Below are 17,689 nucleotides of genomic sequence, written 5' to 3' on the forward strand. Positions count from 1 at the left end.
CCGGCGGCCTGGAGGCTCCACCCGTATGAACGTCACCCGAGGTTTCACCGGGCGCCCGCGCGCCCACAATGCCGGACTGCCGCCCGGCCAGTACGACGCGGGCGACGACTGGCCCGTCCTGTCCGCCGAGGTCACCCCCGACCTGGCGCCCGCCGACTGGACCTTCCGAGTCGACGGTCTGGTGGCCGCGCCGCGCACCTGGGACTGGGACGAGGCACACACGCTGCCCGCTTCGGCGTACGAGGGCGACATCCACTGTGTGACGAGCTGGTCGAAGTTCGGCGTGCGCTTCGGGGGCGTGTCCCTGGACGCGTTCCTGGACGAGGTCCGCCCGGACGCGACCGCGACCCACGCGGTCGCCTACTCGCACACGGGGTACACCACGAACCTCCCGCTCGCCGATCTGACCGGCGGCCGCGCCTGGATCGTGTGGGAGTACGGCGGGAAGCCGCTGTCCGCCGAGCACGGTGGTCCGGCGCGGCTGATCGTGCCGCACCTGTATTTCTGGAAGAGCGCCAAGTGGATCGCCGGCCTGCGGCTCCTGGACCACGACGAGCCGGGCTTCTGGGAGCAGAACGGCTATCACGCACGCGGCAACCCCTGGGAAGAGCAGCGCTACTCCGGTGACTGAGACGACGACCGAGACCTTCGTGCCGAACACCGGCTTCGCCGTGCCCGGGCGGATCGCGGTGAGCAACCGGGCCGCGGCCACCTGGCAGACGGCCACGCTCACCGAGATCCGCCGGGAGACGCCGCATGCCGCCACGTTCCGGTTCGCGGTGCCGCAGTGGATGGGGCATCTGCCGGGACAGCATCTGATGCTGCGGCTGACCGCCGAGGACGGGTATGTGGCACAGCGCCACTACTCCATCGCTTCTCCGCCCGACGACGCCGGACACGTCGAACTGACGCTGGACCATGTCGAGGGGGGCGAGGTCTCCGGCTGGTTCCACACCGTCGCCGAGCTCGGCGACACGGTGCAGGTACGGGGGCCGCTCAGCGGCTTCTTCGCCTGGCCCGGCGACCGGCCCGCGCTGCTCATCGGCGCCGGATCCGGTGTCGTACCGCTGATGTCGATGCTGCGGCACCACCGCGCACAGGGTCTGGACGTGCCGCTGCGCCTGCTCGTCTCGGCGCGCGGTCCCGAAGAGCTCATCTACGCGCGGGAGTACGGCGAGGAGACGAAGACCGTCTTCACGCGCAGCGCGCCGGAGGGTGTGCCGGTAGGACGTATGGCGGCGGCACATGTGGCACCGCTCCTGGCCGAGCAGCCACCCGGTGGGTGGGAGGCCTATGTGTGTGGCTCCAACGGGTTCGCGGAGCATGCGTCGCGGCTGTTGGTCGAGGCCGGGCAACCGGTGGACCGCATCCGTATCGAGCGCTTCGGCTGAGCGGTTCGTGCGGTGCTCTGCCAGCCTGCCCTGCTCTTCTCTTCTCTGCCCTTAGCCGTGCGGCACCACCGCCACCGGACACATCGCGTGGTGGATGAGTGAGTGCGCGGCGCGGCCCAGGCCCTCGCCCATCCGGCGCCCGGTGACCAGCAGACCCGCCCGGTTGGACGCCCTCAGCAGATGGTGCCCGGGGTGGCCGTAGATCACCTGCTCGGAGACGGGCGTCTCCGGGAACTTGTGGCGCCACGGCTGCAACGTGCTGGTCAGCACATGCCACTTGCCGTCCTCCCGCTCGTCCGGGTGGCCGGGGAGGGGCGTGCCGGGCGCGTGGCCGCGCGGCGGGGGCAGGGTCCAGGTGTGCACGACGTGCAGCGGCGCGGAGCGGACGGCCGCGGTGTCGAAGGCGTACCCGATGAGGTCGTCGGCCGGGTGGCTCAGGTCCAGGCCGAGGACGACGGGGAGATAGGGAGCCGTGCTCGTCGGGGTGCCGTCGACGGTCGGCATCCGTTCGTCTTCGGGGAGTTCACCCGCGCGCACGACAACGACCGGGTGTTCGGCGCGGGCCGTCACCGCGAGAGCGACCGAGCCGACCAGGAGACCCGCGAACCCGGTCTGGCCCCGTGAGCCGAGCACCAGGGTCTCGGTCTGCGCGGCCGCCGCCAGCAGCGCGGGGACGGCGGGTTTGTCGGTGCTGCGCGCGATGATGTCCAACGCCGGGTGGGCGTAGGCCAGTTGGATCGCGGCGTGGTCGAGTGCGGTGCTGGTGCGCCCGGCCGGGACGTCGACGTCCGGGATCCGTGCGGGCACGGCGGGTCCGGGCGCCGCGTGCAGCAGACGCAGCGGGAGGCGGCGGCGCTGGGCCTCGCGGGCGGCCCAGTCCGCCGCGTCGAGACTCGCCCGCGAACCGTCGATGCCTACGGTGATGGTGCGGGTGCCGGGGTTCATGGCGCGTGCCTTTCGGGTGTCGGGGCGGGTGTCGAGGACTGCCGCCTGCCAGGACTTGCCGGTGGTGGGCGGGTTCCATAGTGAGCGCCGATCAGTCGTACGGGGGACGGATTCCTCGCGGGAGCGCGGCCGGCGAGAAGCAAGGGCCTGGCGGCCCCGGAGACGGCACACGTACGGTGTGATCATCCGCCCCCGACACCAAAGGTGGTCCTTCATGGCCCTGTTCGACCTCCCCCTCGACGAACTCCGCGACTACCGCAGCGCGTCCGTCGAGCCCGAGGGCTTCGACACCTTCTGGGCCAAGACGCTCCAGGAGGCCCGCGAACACGAACTCGGCGCCCGTTTCGAGCCGGTCGAGACGCATCTGAAGACCGTCAAGGTGTACGACGTCACGTTCGCCGGGTTCGGCGGGCACCCGGTCAAGGGCTGGCTGACACTGCCCGCCTGGGCGAACTCGCCGCTGCCCGCGGTCGTGGAGTTCGTCGGGTACGGCGGCGGACGCGGCCTTCCGCACACGCATCTGCTGTGGGCCTCGGCGGGCTTCGCGCACTTCGTGATGGACACGCGCGGCCAGGGCAGCGCGTGGGGCGGCGGTGAGACCCCCGATCCGGTGGGCAGCGGGCCCGCGTACCCCGGGTACATGACCCGTGGCGTCGACGCCCCCGAGAACTACTACTACCGCCGGGTGTTCACGGACGGGGTGCGCGCCGTGGAGGCGGCCCGCTCACATCCGCTGGTCGACGCGGCGCGCACCGCGGCCGTTGGCGCGAGCCAGGGCGGCGGCATCACGATCGCGGTGGGCGGTCTGGTACCCGACCTGGCGGCGATCGCGCCGGACGTGCCGTTCCTGTGCGACTTCCCGCGCGCCGCGACACTGACGGACCGGAACCCGTACCGGGAGATCGGCAACTTCCTCAAGACGCACCGCGGCCGCACCGACGAAGTGCTGCGCACGCTCTCCTACTTCGACGGCGTGCACTTCGCCGCGCGCGGCCGGGCACCGGCCCTCTTCTCGGTCGCCCTGGAGGACCAGACGTGCCCGCCCTCCACGGTGTTCGCGGCGTTCAACGCGTGGGCGACCGAGGACAAGACGATCGAGGTGTACGACTTCAACGACCACGAGGGCGGCGGCACTTACCAGGAGGCGGCCAAGTTGAGCTGGCTGCCCGCCCACCTCGCGGCCGGGTAGTTCTCAGCCGGAGGTCCCCCGCGGTACGACCGTGGACAGGACGGCGGGCAGCGGGTACCAGTCCGCGGAGACGACGGTGGCGTCCTTGCCGGCCAGGAGCGCGAGGCGGTCGAGTGCCTGCTGCTGGGTGGGGTTGGTGCCGTCGATGGCCGGGGGCACGTTCTGGGCGTCGGTCATGACGACGAGGTAGTGGCGGTCGTCGTACCAGGCGGTGTCGATCGTGCCGTTGGCGTAGGTGGCGGCGTCGCCGTCGAACACCACGAGCCAGGGGCGGATGGTCGCGTCGGTGTAGCGGGTGCGGGGGTCGCCGGTGGCCGCGTTGTGCACGGCGGGGAAGGCGGCCGCCTCGCGCAGGCGTCCGGCGGCGGCGAGGTCTCGCAGGTACGTGGCGTACTCGCGGTCGGTCCACAGCGTGTCGAAGGGGTTGCCCTCCTCGACGGTGCCGGGGATCAGCTCGACGATGAACTTGCCTGCCAGGGCCGAGCGCGCGGGCCAGCCGTCGGCGCGGACGGCGGTGTCGAGGTCGGGGTGGGAGCCGACAACGTCGGCGGGGCGGAGCAGGGCGTCGCCGAGCTTCGAGGTGAGCAGGGCGTCCAACTGGGCGGGGCCACGGCCGCTGGTGCCCAGGAAGCCGTCCTTCATCTCCATCTTCAGCTGGATCGGCCGGTGGCCCGGGTGCGCGTCGTGCCAGGCCTTGATGTCGGCGAGGCAGCCGCCGAGGTCGCGGTTGGTGGCCTTGGCGCGCAGCTCGGAGGCGTTCGCCGCGTTCACGCAGTTGTTGTCGTTGCCGAGCGGGTTGCTGTGCGAGACCCGCCAGGAGGCTCCGAACACATTGGTCCACACGTCGAGTTCGAGCATTCCGGCGCCGGAGTCCAGGGCGTCGGCGAAGTACGGGTACTTCGTCTTCTCGTAGGCGTTGTGGACGCCCACGGAGGTGCTGGACGAGTACGACAGGTCGGCGGCCGTCGCCTGGGGTCCCGTGGCGAGGGCCAGCACGCTCGCTGTACCCACGGCGATCCCGGTCCGCGCCAGCACTTTCACGTGTCTCCGCATTGTCCCCATGCCTCCCGCGTCTCATCGGTCAACTCACCTGCACTGTAGGGGTGTTGGGTGGCCTGCGGGAGATCACGCGATGACGAATGCGGTCCGACCGCTTCCGCCCAGTCCGACCAGTCGGTACGTTCCAGCGATACGTTGATCCGGCCCGGATCCGACTCCGGGCCTCCCTACGGGCGACGGAGGTCCCATGTCCCAGCGCGCACCGCACGTTCAAGGCCACTGCGACACACGCTTCTCGGCGGTGCGCACCGCGTTCGAGGAGAACTTCGGCGACCGGGGCGAGCTGGGCGCGGCGGTGACGGTCACGCTCGACGGCGAGACCGTCGTGGACCTGTGGGGCGGCTGGGCGGACGCGGCACGCACCAGGGCCTGGGAGCGGGAGACCCTGGTCAACGTGTGGTCGACGTCGAAGGGTCCGACGGCACTGTGCGCGCACATCCTGGCCGACCGCGGGCTGCTCGACTTCGACGCCCCGGTGGCCGCGTACTGGCCGGAGTTCGCGGCTGCGGGCAAGGAGTCGGTGCTCGTACGGCATCTGCTGTCGCATCGCGCGGGCTTGTCCGGGCTGCGGAAGCCGCACACGCTCGCGCAGTTGCTGGACTGGGAGCTGACCGTCGAACGCCTCGCGGCACACGAGCCCTGGTGGGAGCCGGGGTCGCGGTCCGGCTATCACGCGATCACGTTCGGACACCTGGTGGGTGAAGTGGTGCGGCGGGTTTCGGGGTTGCTGCCGGGTGCGTTCCTGGAGCGGGAGGTGACCGGGCCACTCGGGATCGACTTCACCATCGGGCTGCCGGAGAAGGAGTCGGGGCGGGCGGCCGAGCTGGTGCATCCGCGTGCCGCCTCGACCAGTGAACAGGCGGCGGTCTTCGCCCAGTTGGCGCCCGCCGCGCTGGCCGCTCTCGCCAATCCGCCCGTAGGCGCGGCCGAGGCCAACACGCCGCAGTGGCGGGCCGCCGAGATCCCGGCCGCGAACGGCCACGGCACGGCCCGCGCGATCGCCGCGCTGTACGGGATCTTCGCCGGGCGCGGCTCGTACGACTCCCGGGAGGTGCTCTCACCGGAGGCCGCCGAGCGGGTGCGCGAGGGGCAGGGCAGCTGCCGTGACCTGGTGCTCGGTGCCGGGTTCGAGCACGAGACGGAGATCGGGTTGGGGCTGTGGCTGAGCGGACCCAACGGTTCGTACGGGCCCAACCCGAGGGCTTTCGGACATGACGGCTTCGGCGGATCCTGCGGTCTCGCCGACCCGGAGGCGGGCGTGTCACTGGGGTACGTCATGAACCGCATGGGCCCTCACATCGCCGACGACCCAAGGAAGATGGCGCTCGTGGACGCGCTGTACAGCGCGCTCTGAACGCCTCCGCGCCGCACGGAGGCGCGGGCTGAAATCGGCCGAACTGCCCGGCCGCCCTTCCCTGGTGGTTTAGACCAATGCTTAGATCTGGTCGCGCAATGAGCCCGCACGGCTACGTTTCGTCACCACGCACGTCACCACTCAGGAGGGGCGCGGACATGGCCCGCACCGCCCACCCGTCCGACCACGAGCCCCGTTACTCGCAGATCGCCGCGCTGTTGCTCGGCGATCTGCGCGACGGGACCATTCCACCCGGCGAACGCCTGCCGGGAGAAAGGGAGTTGGCCAACCGTTTCGGCGTGAGCCGCGAGACCGTTCGGCAGGCGCTGCAGATGCTGCGGCGCGGTGGCCTGGTCTCCACCGACCGGCGCGGCAGTCACGCGACACTGCCCGGCAGCACCGCGGAACACGTCCCGTCCCTCGACTTCCCCGTCGGGGCACACACCACCGAACCGTGCACCGTCCACCGGACCACCGTGATCTGGGAGACTCCCCCACCGGAACACGCGCACGCGCTGGGGCTCGAACCTCTCCGGCCGACGCTGGTGCACCGCTACGAGTCGGCAGCCGCGGACGGGAGCGGACTGCGTACGGCCGTGACGTCCTTCTCCGCCGTCGCGGTGACCGAGGTCGAGGAGCTGGCCCGCTACCGCGACCGGGCCGACGGCACGGCGTCGGCCCAACTGAGGCGTGCCTACGACTGGATGCGCAAGGCGGGGCTGACCCTGCACCACCGGGACTCGATCACCCAGCTCCCCCGGTCCGTACGGGTCACCCGGCGGGTGCACGACCAGTACGACCGTCCACTGGAGATCACCGACCTCGTGGTGGACGCCCAACAGGACGCCTTGGTCTATGAGTTCACGCTGCCGGCCGCGGGGTGAGGTCTCCAGCGCGGCGGAAGTACACGCGTACGGTGGAGCCCTCGGGCCCGAGATCCGCGGCGACGAGGTCGCTCAACTGTCGTACCACCCACATCCCGTGACCGCCCGCGGCCCGCGCTCCGGGCGGCAGCTGTCCGGGGAACCGCGCGGGCGCCGGGGAGTTGTGCGCGCCGGCGTCCGCGACCTCGCAGATCACGTAGTCGGGGTCACTGCGCAGCCGCAGCACACCGCCCCCGCCGCCGAACCGCACGGCGTTGGTCACCACCTCGTGCACGGCCGCCACCATGTCGTACGTCCGCTGCTCGGGCATCCCCGAGCGGCGGGCGTACGCGCCGACGGCCGCACGCAGGGCCGCCGACCGGCCGCGGCCGAAGGGGATGTCGTCCGAGCCGTCGGGAAGGCGGCCCGCCATGGGGGTACCTCCCACGCCCTTAAGGCAGTGGGGGAGGGCGGCGTCGCACTCGGCATAGAAGTCGGCCGGGGCGGTGTAGCGGCCGCTGGGGGCCGAAGTACGGGCGCCGAGGGCGAGTTCGGGGTGGGTGCGGGTCGCCGTGCGCACGAGCTCGGAGGGGACGGTGCGGGTGTCGTAGGGGCAGAGGATCCAGTGGCCCGAGTCGGCGAAGGCGACGTTGAGCAGTGACTCGTAGCGCGTCCACTCGCGTGCCTCGAACTCTGTGCGCCCGCTCCAGACGGGTTCGCCGATGATGCGGACGCGGCGGTCCGTACCGTGGTCCGCGCAGTACGCGTGGTACTGGCCCAGGGTGCGGGAGGGGAAGCGGTACCAGTCGTCGGCGTCGACGAACTCGACTTCGTGGGCGCGAGCGCCGAGGGCGGATTCGAGGAGGGTGATGTTGTGGTCCTTCACGACGGCGAGGACGGCGTCGCCCGCGTCCAGGCCGTCGCGGGTGAACTCGAGGGTCCCTTCGAGGAATTCGTCGTCCGAGCCGTAGCACAGCGCCTGGTGGACGAACCCGGTGCGGGTCATGGCACTTCTTCTCCTTGCTCCAGACGCAGGCCCGGAACGCGGTCCCAGCCGGTCACCCGCATCACCCGTTGGACATGCGGGGCGACGCCGTACAGGACGAGGGTGCCGCCGCCCGCGTACAGGCCGAGCGCCGAGAACACCAGCAGCCGCAGGGCGCTGACGTCGACGAAGCTCAGGTCGCGCAGGTCGAGGCGGGCGCGGATGCCGTTCACCGTGCGGGCGCGGGCGCGGACCGTCTCGTCGTGCAGGGCGCGGGCGACGGCGGTGACGTTGGTGTCGTCGATCTCCCCGGCGAGGGCCAGGCCGGGGGGCGCGAAGGTGCGGGTGATGGAGAGCAGGTCGTCCCGCCAGACGAGGTCGGCGGCGACCCGGCCGTGGTGCAGTCCGTCGAGCCGGGCCAAGTCGCCCTCGTCGAAGACGCGTCGGTCGTACTGGCAGATGCCGAGCACGGGCAGGGTGGCGAAGACGGGGTCGAGGAGCAGCTCGCTGTCGTGCAGCATCTTCAGCCCCTTGTCCGCCCCGCCGCGCAGCACTTCCATGCTGACGCGCAGGCCGAGGAAGCCGTCGCCGACCGCACGGCGCGCCTCGCGGCGGATCACCTCGTCCAGATCCCACAGCCCCTCGGGCGTGGCCAGATGCGCATCGACCGCCAGTCGTCCGGCGGCGATCTCGTCGTCGACGAAGCAGCCCTGCGCCTCCAGGAAGGACAGGGCAAGCCCCGCGGGGATCTCTCCCGGGGTCAGCACCAGCCCGCGCTGCCCGCTGGCCAGTCCGTCGAGGAGGAATGCGGCGAGTACGGTCTCCCGCTCCTCGTCCGTGTCGTAGCCGAGCAGCAGATGGTCTCCGGAACGCATCTGTCCGACAACTCGCAGTGCCGGTACTACGGCCATCTCCCGCACCCCCCAGGGATTGGTGTGCTGGGGCCCATCCACGCTACGCCGGAAGCGGGCCGCGCGTCAGAGGGTTAGGGTGACCGCCATCCGGTCGGGTGAGGGGGAAATATGGCGGCCTCAGTGCGGAACGGCAGGACCGGCAATCTGCCCGCCGAGGCCAACGCCTTCATCGGACGGAAAGGCGAACTCGTCGCTGTCTCGGGCCTGTTGGACACCAACCGCCTCGTCACCCTCACAGGCCCCGGGGGTGTCGGCAAGTCACGGCTCGCGCTGCGGGCGGCGCACCTCGCACTCGAGGATTTTCCGGGCGGGGTGTGGCTCGTGGAGCTTTCGGAGCTGCAGGACCCGGATCTGCTCACCAACGCCGTGGCGCAGGCGACGCGGCTGGCCGAGCAGACCCTGCTGCCGCTCCTGGAGGCGCTCTGCGAGCATCTCGCCCAGGCTCCGCTGCTGCTCGTCCTCGACACCTGCGAGCACGTGCTCGACGAGTGCGCGCGGGTGGTGCAGGAACTCCTGGCGAAGGTGCCGGAATTGCACGTGCTGGCCACCAGCCGGCAGTCGCTGGGCGTACCGGGTGAGCATCTGCTGACGGTGGCGCCGCTGCCGCTCGGCGAACGGGACGACGCGGTGGCCCTGTTCGCGGCGCGTGCCGCCGCGGCCGTGCCCTCGTTCACGCTGACCGACGTCAACCGGGCGGGCGTGGCCGCCGTGTGCGCCCGTCTGGACGGGATTCCGCTGGCCCTGGAACTGGCCGCGGTGCGCCTGCGCGGCTTCCCCCTCGAACGGCTCCTGGAGGGCCTGGACTCCCGCTTCGACCTGCTGGTCTCACCCGCCCGACCGCGCCTCGCCCGGCATCAGACACTGCGTACGGCGATCGGCTGGAGCCACGAACTGTGCACCCCGCTTGAGCGGCTGCTCTGGGCCCGGCTGTCGGTCTTCGCCGGCGGCTGGGACGTGGAAGCGGCCGAACTCGTCTGCCACGGCGGCCCGTTGGACGCCGAGGAGATCCTCGCGCTGCTCGCGTCGCTCACCGAGAAGTCGATCGTGACGCGTGAGGGCGACAGTGCGGCGGTGCGCTACCGGATGCTCGACACGGTCCGCTCGTTCGGCGCCGAGTGGCTCAGCGGTCTCGGTGAGGAGGAGGCCGTACGCCGCCGCCATCGCGACTACTTCCGCTGGGTCGCCCAGCAGGGCGAGGCCGAGTGGCTCGGTCCCGGCCAGCGGATGTGGGCCGAGCGACTCACCGCGGAGCACGCGAACCTGCGGCTCGCGATGGAGGAGTGCCTGGCGGCGCTGGAACCGGAGACGGCGCTCGAACTCGCGGGCACCCTCTGGTACTTCTGGTTCGCCTGCGGCTTCGCCGAGGAGGGGCGCGGCTATCTCGAACGGGCACTGCGCCGAGAGCACCACGACGGCCCCGAGCACACGCTCGCCACCTGGACACACCGCCTGGTCACGGTCGTACCGGACGATCTGGATGCCGCGGAGTCCGTCAGCGCCGCGTATGTGTGGCTCGCCAAGGAACGTCAACTGCCGGTGCCCGCCCTCCCGTTGACCGGTGCCAGCCTGGCCGTGCGCGGGGAGTCGGCGCGCTCGGCCGTGCTGTACGGGAGTGCGCCGCAGCGGCCCGGGGGTGGCGGCGGCGCGGAGTTCTTCCAGCTGCTGACGCTCGCCGTACAGGCCTATCTCCTGGCCGGCCAGGGCGCTTTCGAGCGGTGCGCGACGGTGGCCGAGCGGCTGCGCGCGGACTGCGCGAAACGCGGTGAGCTGTGGATGCGGGCCTGGGGTGACTTCTTCGTCTCGCTCTCCGGGATCGGCCTGGGCCACCCGGACGAAGCACTGCGGACGGGACGTGAGGCACTGGCCGCCAAGTGGCGGATGAACGACCGGCTGGGCGCCGCCGCGGTCGCCGACCTGCTCGTGGTCGCCGAGGTCTGCCGGGGCGAGCCGGAGCTCGCCGCCCGGCTCCTCGGCGTCAGCAGACGCCTCTGGTACGCCGCCGGGCTCCCGCGGCTCGGTCACTCCGAGACGACGATCTTCCGCCGGGAGTACGCCCGTCTACTGCGCGCGGACCTTGGTGACACCCGCTTCGCCCAAGCAGTGCGCGAGGGCCACGAGTTGGGCCCGGACGCGGCGGTGACACTGGCCCTTGGCGGCAGGTGGCCGGAGGAGCCGTAGGGGTCCACGACAGGGACCGAGGGCCTGCGGCGACTTGCGCCGCTCCCTGGGTGTCAGCCCGTGGCTCCGGTGATGCTCACAAGGCCTCTCGCACGGGGGAAGGGGCTCTCTGGACGACCCGGGCCTGCCGGGCGAGGGCCAGCAGCCTGCCGTCCGCCGACCACACCGTGCTGTCGTCGACGGCCCAGCCGCTGCCGGCCTGTTCGGTGCGGATACGGACCAGGGCCCAGCCACGAGGTGCACCGTCGTCGAGCGCGTCGGTGAAGTGGACGGTCAGCTCGGCGGTCGGCACGGGGCGCGGGGTGCGCCAGTGTGCGTAGAGGCCGGGAGGCAGGACGTCGGTCAGGGTGACGACCGCCGCTGCGTCCAGGGGCCGGTCGTCGGCGAACCGCACCCAGGCGACGAGTTCGGCCTTCTCACCTCCGGCCAGCGGCAGGTCCTCGGTGGCGGGGCGTATCTCCACCTGCTTGGCGAAGGGCGCGAGACCGACGGGCAGGTCGAGGAGCGGGCAGTCCGGCGCTCCCGGCACATCGGGCGCGGTGCGCCTCTCGTACGAGGGTCCCGGACGGCCCGTACCGAACACCGCCGAGCCGACGAGCACCGGCCTCCCGTCCTGCTGCCCGGTGAACATGCAGGTCGAGGCGCGGCGCCCGGTCGACGGCACGGTCACCGTGAGCGGCAGGGGGCGTGCGTCGACCGGGGCCAGGAAATGGGTGGTCAGGGTACGTGCGGGGTGTTGCCCCGCGGCGGCCGCGCGATCCCGTACGGCGGAGAGCGCCGCCGCAGCGACGTGTCCGCCGTGTGCGCCCGCCCATGACCACCACAGGGGGTCTATACGGGCCACGGCGTCGCTCGTGGCGTGCGTGCTGTCCGGTGGTGAGACGCTCATCGCGTTTCCTCGCACGGTCGGTTCGACATGGGGCTCAAGCTAATTAGTTTGAAAAGTAGACTCACCATAGCCGCGCGAGTTGGAAATCCAAACCCGAGCAGGGGCAGGCCTACGCCACGACCAGTCGAGCTGGGGTACCTACGCGGGCGTCCCACCGCTTCCCCGCGTCGCCACGACCATCCGGCACCGCGGGCTGTCGTCCGGGCGCCGGCCGAACTCGGGCAGGGCGTGCAGCTCGACCTCGAACCCGGCCCGCACCAGTTCACGGCGTACGTCGTCGAGCCGGAACGCCCGGTAGTACATGACGAACGGCGGGCGCCAGACGGCGTTGCGCACCCGCATCACCATGTCGAAGGCCAGCAGGACCCAGTACCCGGGCGAGCTCGGCCGGGGCGGAGCCATGATCGGGAACGCGAAGCGCCCCCCCTGCCTCAGCACGGAGTGGACCTCGGCGAACAGCCCCGGCAGCTCACGCGGCAGGAAATGGCCGAACGCTCCGAAGCTCACCACCAGGTCGAAGACGGGCGCGAAGGGCAGGGCACGGGCGTCACCGCGCACCCATGCGACACGCGGCGCGCGGTCGGGAAGCGCACGCCCCAAGGGCTCCACTTCGCCACGCTCCGGCGCTTCGGCCTCACCACGCCCCCGCGCACGAGCCGCGCCCGCCCGCTCGCGCCCCACAGCCAGCATCCCCGCGCTGATGTCGACCCCGGTGACGCTCTCCCGGCACAGCTCGCTCAGCACCTCCATCCCCGCGCCGGTGCCGCAGCACAGGTCGAGTCCACGGTCGAAGGGTCCGATCCGGTCCAGTGCCGTTGCCACGGCGTCGAGGATCGAGTCCGGTGTCCGGAACGGGGTGTGGTCGAACTTCGGTGCGAGCAGGTCGTAGCCGTGCTCGACGGACGACAGGGCCTGCACGGCCAGTTCGCGGAGGGTGGGACCTTGCGGGGTGAACATCGCGCTCAGCATAGGGGCAGCGCGTGCCTCGCGCGCCGGTCTAAGGTCCACTTCATGACTTCGTTCCGCCCCGCCCCCCGCTGGCTGGCCGACGCCGTCTTCTACCAGATCTATCCGCAGTCGTTCGCCGACTCGAACGGCGACGGCATCGGCGACTTCGACGGAATCGCCGAGCGCCTCGACCACCTCGCGTGGCTGGGCGTCAACACCGTCTGGCTCAACCCCTGCTTCGTCTCACCGTTCCGGGACGCCGGATACGACGTGTCCGACTACTTGAACACCGCGCCCCGCTACGGCTCGAACGACGACCTCGCCAAGCTCGTCGACGAGGCACGCAGCCACGGCATCCGCGTACTGCTGGACCTCGTGGCCGGTCACACTTCCGACCAGCACCCCTGGTTCACGGCCGCTGCGAACGACCCGGCAGACCACCGGTACATCTGGGCGTCCGAGAACCCTGCCGATGGCCGTCCCGACGGCTTCGTCGACTCCCCCGGCACCCGCCCCGGCGCGTACCTGCCGAACTTCTTCGCCTTTCAGCCGGCCCTCAACTTCGGCTACGCGCGGGAGAATCCGGCCGAGCCCTGGCGTCAGCCGGTCGACGCCGAGGGCCCGCGCGCCAACCGTGCGGCTCTGCGTGCGGTCATGGACCACTGGCTGGGGCTCGGTCTGTCCGGCTTCCGTGTCGACATGGCCGCGTCGCTGGTCAAGGACGACCCCGACAAGACCGGGACGGCCGGGATCTGGACGGAGTTGCGCCACTGGCTGGACGACACGCATCCGGACTCGGTGCTGCTCTCGGAGTGGGGCGAACCGGAGGTGTCCGTTCCCGCGGGCTTCCACACGGACTTCTTCCTCCAGTTCGGCGGCCCCACCGACGGTCGCGCCCTGCGGTCCCTGTGGAGCAACACCGAGGGCACGGTCAACGAGTCCTGGGACCCGCTCGACTGCTTCTTCGACCCGAGCGGCAAGGGCACGCCCGGCCTGTTCGTCGAAGCCTGGCGCAAGGCGTCGGCCGCCGTGGCCGACAGCGGCTTCATCTCCCTCCCGACCGCGAACCACGACTTCTCCCGCCTCAACTGCGGCCCCCGCACAGCCGAACAGCTCCCCGCCGCCTTCGCCTTCCAGCTCACCTGGCCGACTCTCCCGGCGGTCTACTACGGAGACGAGATCGGCATGCGCTACATCCCGGACCTCCCCGACAAGGAGGGCAGCGTGCTGGGCCCGCGCTACAACCGCGCGGGCTCCCGCACCCCGATGCAGTGGGACGACGGCCCGAACGCCGGTTTCTCCACCGCCCCCGCCGACCGCCTCTATCTCCCGCTCGATCCGGCGCCCGACCGCCCCTCGGTCGCGGCGCAGCGTGCCGACGAGACCTCGCTGCTCCATTTCGTACGCCGCCTCATCACCCTGCGCACCTCGACACCGGAGCTCGGCTCCGGCGGCTCGGTGGAAGTCCTGCACGCCGGCTACCCGTTCGTGTACGTACGGGGCGGGCGGTACCTCGTCGTCGTCAATCCGCAGCGCAAGGCGGTGAGTTGCGCGTACGGCATCCCGGCGGAGCCACGGCCTCTGGAGGTGTCCGGCGTTCAGGTCGACGGCGGAACCGTCGCCGCGGAAGGCTTCGGGTACGGGATCTTCGACATCGGCCGATAGCCCGGCCGGCGCCGCGAAGGTGCTGCAGTGACTGAGCGCGCCGGATGCCCTGGGGAATCCGGCGCGCTCCGAGCCGTGCAGGCGTACTGTGCCGCCGCGTGTCAGCCGGTGATCACTTCGTCCTTCGCGAGGCTCTCCGTCCGCGAAGTGATCGTCGAGCGCAGTGACTTGGCGGCCTCGTCGAGCCCGGTCCCGGCGCCCGCGTTCTTGGCATCGGCGACAATGCCGTCGAGGGCGTCCAGCGCGGTGCCGGAACCGAAGAACTGCTCGTAGAGGTCCTGGTAGGCCTCGTGGTAGACCTCGTCGAACGCGTCCAGTTCGAGGAAGCGCTCCTTCAGCTTGTGGCCGCTGGACATACCTCCGCCGCCTGCGCCCTGCCGAGCACCGTCCTGGCCGCCCTGCTGCGCTCCGGGCATGCCCGCGCCGCCGCCCTGCGGCATACCGGACGGCATCCCCGAAGGCATCCTTTCGGGCGCGCCCTGGGTGCCGCCCGGCTCGGTGGCGTCGCCGCCCTGGGCCGCGCCGCCGCGCATACCGCCGCCGCCCATGCCGATGGCGTCGTCAGGACCCGTCGTGGCGTCTCCGCTGAACGTGAGGTTGTAGTCCCAGCCGAGCACCGAGAACTTCTCGGTGCCCAGGTCGTACCAGAGGTAGTAGTTCTTGCCGGGACCGCTCATGTCGTCGAAGTTCAGCAGCAGGTTCTGCGTCGCCACGTAGCGGGCGAAGGACTTCACGTCGACGTGTTCGTCGAGCTCTTCGGCGAACTCCTTGTCCGTGGCCTCCTCGGCCCACTTGATGAGGTCGATCACGGGCTGGATGTCCTGGCTGCCCTCCTTCGTGAGCTGTTTGAAGTCCGTCTCGTACTCGGTCGGGTCGTCGCCCTGGTAGGTGAACGAACCGGTGCTCAGCGACTTGTAGAGGACGCCGTCCGTGCCGACCGTGTTCTCCGCGTACTCCTTCGAGGGGTTCTCCACGATCAGCCGGGTGGCGGCCGGGCGGTTGTTGGTCTTGAGCGTCGAGAAGGAGTAGCGCTGTGCCGCCTGGTCGGACTCGTCGATCAGGGCCAGCGAGACGGCCTCGTTGAGCGGCAGGCCGTCGTTGCTGCCGGGTCGCACGGCGATCTGCCGCTCGCCCTGGTACGCGCGTCCTTCCACGTACTCGTCGATCTTGATGAGCCACGGCAGCTCTTCGGGCTTCTCCCAGGAGAGCTGGACATTCGTCATGCCGCCGCCTCCACCGCCCATACCGCCGCCGCCCATACCGCCGGCGGCCGCGCCACCGTTCGCGGCGCCCTGCTGCCGGTTGACGCCACCCTGCTGTGCACCACCCGAAGCCAGGCTGCGCAGCGTCGAGTTGCCCTTGAGCCGGATGCCGACGCTGTTCACGAAGGTGCCGTCGATCGTGAGGTCGGCCTCGATGTACTCCTTGCTGCCGTCCTCCACGTAGCCGTCGGCCATTTCGTCGAAGTCGTCCTCGTCGTACTCGAGTTGGATCGAGTGCGGCGTGGTCGAGTCGTAGAGGTCGACCGTGCCCTGGATGTCCTCCGTGATGGTGTCGCTGTCCTCGGCCGAGGCGCTGGTGACCCAGGGCGAGATCCGGGCATCGCCGAAGAAGACCAGGAGGACTGCCAGGCCCACGCAGAGCAGGGCAGCCGGCTTCCAGTGGTGGCGCAACCGCACGGGGATGCGGTGCACCAGCCGTGTCGGGGCGGCCATCAGAGATCCGTCTGGTCGTAACCGGTCAGGACGGTCACACGCTGACCGGAGGTGCGTTCCGACAGTGCGGCGACCAGTTCGCCCGGCTCGTGGCCCTTCTTGATGCGCACGGTGTAGAAGACCTCGGTGAGGGCGCCGCCGCGGATGGTCTCGGTGGAGACCAGCTCGAACTCGTCGGTGTAGCGGATCAGGACGTCCTGGATGGCATGCGTGTAGTCCTCACCGGCCGGCACCTGGACCTTGACGACCTGGCGCTGGACGTTGAGCGCGAACCAGTTGAACCGGTTCATCACGAGGATGATCAGGCAGATGGCCGCGCCCGCGATCGCGGCGAGGGTGTAGAAACGCGCACCGCAGGCCATGCCGAGGCCCATCACCAGGAAGATGAAGCCGACGTCCCTGGTCTCCTTGACCGCGTTCCTGAAGCGGACCACGGAGAGCGCGCCGACGAGCGAGAAGGCGCGGGCCAGGTTCGAGCCGACGACCAGCATGATCAGGGCGACGATCATGCCGACGATGACCAGCGTCTGGACGTACGACTGGCTGTAGGAGACGTTGCGGTGGGTCGCCCGGTAGACGTATCCGATCGCGGTGGAGAGCACGAAGGACAGGGACATCGCGATGATGATGTCGGTGACGCTGAACGTGCCGCTCAGGTCCTGAAGGTTGAAGTTCACGGCTGGAGTGCCTCCGTGGCGCGGGGTGCTGTGGGGGATGTGGGGACGGGGGTGGTGCGTTGGGCGGGCAGTCCTCCGGCCGGGGCCGGCGGAAGGTCTTCCTCGCGGACGTGGAAGACGGAGCGGGGTGCCAGACCGAACGCCTCGATGGACTGGACGTACTTGGAGACCCGGACCAGGTTCAGGTTGCGCCTGGCCGTCAGGTCGGTGATCCAGTACGGGGCACGCTCGTTGACCTTGATCTCCATCACCGCCATGTGGGGCGGGATGGTGAAGCGGTTCTCCACGTCCTGCGTGCCGAAGTGGAAATCGCGGTCGCGCCCGCGGATCCGGCGGTCGAAGGTGACGCGCAGCCCGGTGTCCTCCGCCCGGCCGACCAGTGCCTCCCGCTGATAGCCGGTGATGGCCGTGGGCTGGAGGTTGAGCCGTACGACGAGTTCGATCACCTCCTGGACGAAGGCCTTCTCCTTGGCGGAGTGGTCGATCAACTCCCGCTCGTCGCACAGTCTTCGGGCCGTGGCGTACGGCAGCGTGATCCGCCGCTTCTGCGTCACGCGGTTGACGCGCTGCTTGATCTCCACACAGACCGGGGTCTCGTCGGTGACCCCTGCCAGGTCGCCGTAGTGCCGGATCCGGAGTTTGCGGCGGAACTTCAGGCCGTCGATCTTCTCCCAGTAGAAGCGGAGTTGAGGAGTGTCGTAGTAGAGACTCCACACCCCGTATCCGCCTACCGGGCTGTGCGGATCCTGGTCCATCCGCTGGCCCAGCTCGTCACGGATGGCCGCGGCCTGATCCACGGGGACCAGGTACTTCAGCTCGTACCGGTTGAACGCGTGAAGTCTGCTGGCCACTTGTAGGGCCTCAGTCATGGCTTCCCTTCGTGCGGAGGGCCGTACATCTCCAGGTAAGAAACATGT

The 17,689-nt window shown here is 70.6% G+C and carries 16 protein-coding genes; 7 read left to right on the top strand and 9 right to left on the bottom strand.

The window, feature by feature from the left end; genetic code table 11:
* The first annotated feature begins 25 nt into the window (after nucleotides 1-25).
* Together OG219_RS05375 and OG219_RS05380 are read left to right on the top strand one after the other, a co-directional pair.
* Nucleotides 26-631 carry a sulfite oxidase-like oxidoreductase gene (locus OG219_RS05375; RefSeq protein WP_266823378.1) on the top strand — a complete coding sequence of 202 codons (606 nt, stop codon included), beginning with the start codon at nucleotides 26-28 and terminating at the stop codon, nucleotides 629-631.
* Nucleotides 624-1,391 carry a ferredoxin reductase gene (locus tag OG219_RS05380; RefSeq protein ID WP_266823380.1) on the top strand — a complete coding sequence of 256 codons (768 nt, stop codon included), beginning with the start codon at nucleotides 624-626 and terminating at the stop codon, nucleotides 1,389-1,391. Before OG219_RS05375 ends, OG219_RS05380 begins: the two co-directional genes overlap by 8 nt.
* 51 nt (nucleotides 1,392-1,442) lie before the next feature.
* On the opposite strand, the gene OG219_RS05385 is transcribed toward OG219_RS05380, so the two are convergent.
* On the bottom strand, nucleotides 1,443-2,336 hold the full coding sequence (locus tag OG219_RS05385) for a universal stress protein (RefSeq protein ID WP_266823382.1): 894 nt from the start codon (nucleotides 2,334-2,336) through the stop codon (nucleotides 1,443-1,445).
* 214 nt (nucleotides 2,337-2,550) lie between these two features.
* On the opposite strand from OG219_RS05385, the gene OG219_RS05390 reads away from it, so the two are divergent.
* A complete protein-coding gene (locus OG219_RS05390) occupies nucleotides 2,551-3,525 on the top strand; it encodes an acetylxylan esterase (RefSeq protein WP_266823385.1) in 975 nt (324 codons plus the stop codon).
* Between the two features lie 3 nt (nucleotides 3,526-3,528).
* Here OG219_RS05390 and OG219_RS05395 read toward each other — a convergent pair whose 3' ends face one another.
* Entirely contained in the window at nucleotides 3,529-4,587 is a 1,059-nt protein-coding gene (locus tag OG219_RS05395; protein ID WP_266823387.1) for a phosphatidylinositol-specific phospholipase C domain-containing protein, read from the bottom strand.
* Nucleotides 4,588-4,771: 184 nt separating this feature from the next.
* Between OG219_RS05395 and OG219_RS05400 the strand changes: the two genes are divergently transcribed.
* Complete coding sequence (locus OG219_RS05400) at nucleotides 4,772-5,938, top strand: serine hydrolase domain-containing protein (protein WP_266823389.1); 1,167 nt, start codon at nucleotides 4,772-4,774, stop codon at nucleotides 5,936-5,938.
* 158 nt (nucleotides 5,939-6,096) lie between these two features.
* Nucleotides 6,097-6,822, top strand: coding sequence for a winged helix-turn-helix domain-containing protein (locus OG219_RS05405; RefSeq protein WP_266823391.1), 726 nt, complete (start codon nucleotides 6,097-6,099; stop codon nucleotides 6,820-6,822).
* Here the strand turns inward: OG219_RS05405 and OG219_RS05410 are convergent.
* Nucleotides 6,800-7,807: a sensor histidine kinase gene (locus tag OG219_RS05410; RefSeq protein WP_266823393.1), complete on the bottom strand. Its 1,008-nt coding sequence runs from the start codon at nucleotides 7,805-7,807 to the stop codon at nucleotides 6,800-6,802. The genes OG219_RS05405 and OG219_RS05410 overlap by 23 nt on opposite strands.
* Nucleotides 7,804-8,697 (bottom strand): MEDS domain-containing protein, encoded by an 894-nt coding sequence (locus OG219_RS05415; RefSeq protein ID WP_266823395.1) that lies wholly within the window; start codon nucleotides 8,695-8,697, stop codon nucleotides 7,804-7,806. The genes OG219_RS05410 and OG219_RS05415 overlap by 4 nt, the downstream gene beginning before the upstream one ends.
* A 111-nt stretch (nucleotides 8,698-8,808) precedes the next feature.
* Between OG219_RS05415 and OG219_RS05420 the strand changes: the two genes are divergently transcribed.
* Nucleotides 8,809-10,878, top strand: a complete 2,070-nt coding sequence (locus OG219_RS05420) for an AAA family ATPase (protein ID WP_266823397.1) — start codon at nucleotides 8,809-8,811, stop codon at nucleotides 10,876-10,878.
* 76 nt (nucleotides 10,879-10,954) lie between these two features.
* Here OG219_RS05420 and OG219_RS05425 read toward each other — a convergent pair whose 3' ends face one another.
* Nucleotides 10,955-11,767 (bottom strand): acyl-CoA thioesterase II, encoded by an 813-nt coding sequence (locus OG219_RS05425; protein ID WP_266823399.1) that lies wholly within the window; start codon nucleotides 11,765-11,767, stop codon nucleotides 10,955-10,957.
* A gap of 138 nt (nucleotides 11,768-11,905) precedes the next feature.
* Nucleotides 11,906-12,724, bottom strand: coding sequence for a class I SAM-dependent methyltransferase (locus tag OG219_RS05430; protein ID WP_266823401.1), 819 nt, complete (start codon nucleotides 12,722-12,724; stop codon nucleotides 11,906-11,908).
* A gap of 54 nt (nucleotides 12,725-12,778) precedes the next feature.
* On the opposite strand from OG219_RS05430, the gene OG219_RS05435 reads away from it, so the two are divergent.
* Nucleotides 12,779-14,380: an alpha-amylase family glycosyl hydrolase gene (locus OG219_RS05435; RefSeq protein ID WP_266823403.1), complete on the top strand. Its 1,602-nt coding sequence runs from the start codon at nucleotides 12,779-12,781 to the stop codon at nucleotides 14,378-14,380.
* Nucleotides 14,381-14,481: 101 nt separating this feature from the next.
* Here OG219_RS05435 and OG219_RS05440 read toward each other — a convergent pair whose 3' ends face one another.
* Genes OG219_RS05440 through OG219_RS05450 form a run of 3 tightly spaced genes read right to left on the bottom strand, consistent with a single transcriptional unit; the run spans nucleotide 14,482 to nucleotide 17,641 of the window.
* Entirely contained in the window at nucleotides 14,482-16,095 is a 1,614-nt protein-coding gene (locus OG219_RS05440; protein WP_266823405.1) for a CotH kinase family protein, read from the bottom strand.
* Entirely contained in the window at nucleotides 16,095-16,772 is a 678-nt protein-coding gene (locus tag OG219_RS05445) for a DUF4956 domain-containing protein (RefSeq protein ID WP_266823407.1), read from the bottom strand. Before OG219_RS05445 ends, OG219_RS05440 begins: the two co-directional genes overlap by 1 nt.
* Nucleotides 16,769-17,641, bottom strand: a complete 873-nt coding sequence (locus OG219_RS05450; protein ID WP_266823409.1) for a polyphosphate polymerase domain-containing protein — start codon at nucleotides 17,639-17,641, stop codon at nucleotides 16,769-16,771. The genes OG219_RS05445 and OG219_RS05450 overlap by 4 nt, the downstream gene beginning before the upstream one ends.
* Between the last annotated feature and the right edge of the window lie 48 nt (nucleotides 17,642-17,689).

Origin of the sequence: Streptomyces sp. NBC_00038 (genome assembly GCF_026343635.1) — a bacterium.
GTDB lineage: Bacteria > Actinomycetota > Actinomycetes > Streptomycetales > Streptomycetaceae > Streptomyces.

Bases quoted from the DNA above. Each gene is read 5' to 3' on its own strand.
- OG219_RS05420 (WP_266823397.1), top strand. From the start codon at position 8,809: ATGGCGGCCTCAGTGCGGAACGGCAGGACCGGCAATCTGCCCGCCGAG.
- OG219_RS05400 (WP_266823389.1), top strand. From the start codon at position 4,772: ATGTCCCAGCGCGCACCGCACGTTCAAGGCCACTGCGACACACGCTTC.
- OG219_RS05410 (WP_266823393.1), bottom strand. From the start codon at position 7,807: ATGACCCGCACCGGGTTCGTCCACCAGGCGCTGTGCTACGGCTCGGAC.
- OG219_RS05395 (WP_266823387.1), bottom strand. From the start codon at position 4,587: ATGGGGACAATGCGGAGACACGTGAAAGTGCTGGCGCGGACCGGGATC.
- OG219_RS05440 (WP_266823405.1), bottom strand. From the start codon at position 16,095: ATGGCCGCCCCGACACGGCTGGTGCACCGCATCCCCGTGCGGTTGCGC.
- OG219_RS05385 (WP_266823382.1), bottom strand. From the start codon at position 2,336: ATGAACCCCGGCACCCGCACCATCACCGTAGGCATCGACGGTTCGCGG.
- OG219_RS05390 (WP_266823385.1), top strand. From the start codon at position 2,551: ATGGCCCTGTTCGACCTCCCCCTCGACGAACTCCGCGACTACCGCAGC.
- OG219_RS05435 (WP_266823403.1), top strand. From the start codon at position 12,779: ATGACTTCGTTCCGCCCCGCCCCCCGCTGGCTGGCCGACGCCGTCTTC.
- OG219_RS05415 (WP_266823395.1), bottom strand. From the start codon at position 8,697: ATGGCCGTAGTACCGGCACTGCGAGTTGTCGGACAGATGCGTTCCGGA.
- OG219_RS05375 (WP_266823378.1), top strand. From the start codon at position 26: ATGAACGTCACCCGAGGTTTCACCGGGCGCCCGCGCGCCCACAATGCC.
- OG219_RS05405 (WP_266823391.1), top strand. From the start codon at position 6,097: ATGGCCCGCACCGCCCACCCGTCCGACCACGAGCCCCGTTACTCGCAG.
- OG219_RS05450 (WP_266823409.1), bottom strand. From the start codon at position 17,641: ATGACTGAGGCCCTACAAGTGGCCAGCAGACTTCACGCGTTCAACCGG.
- OG219_RS05425 (WP_266823399.1), bottom strand. From the start codon at position 11,767: ATGAGCGTCTCACCACCGGACAGCACGCACGCCACGAGCGACGCCGTG.
- OG219_RS05430 (WP_266823401.1), bottom strand. From the start codon at position 12,724: ATGTTCACCCCGCAAGGTCCCACCCTCCGCGAACTGGCCGTGCAGGCC.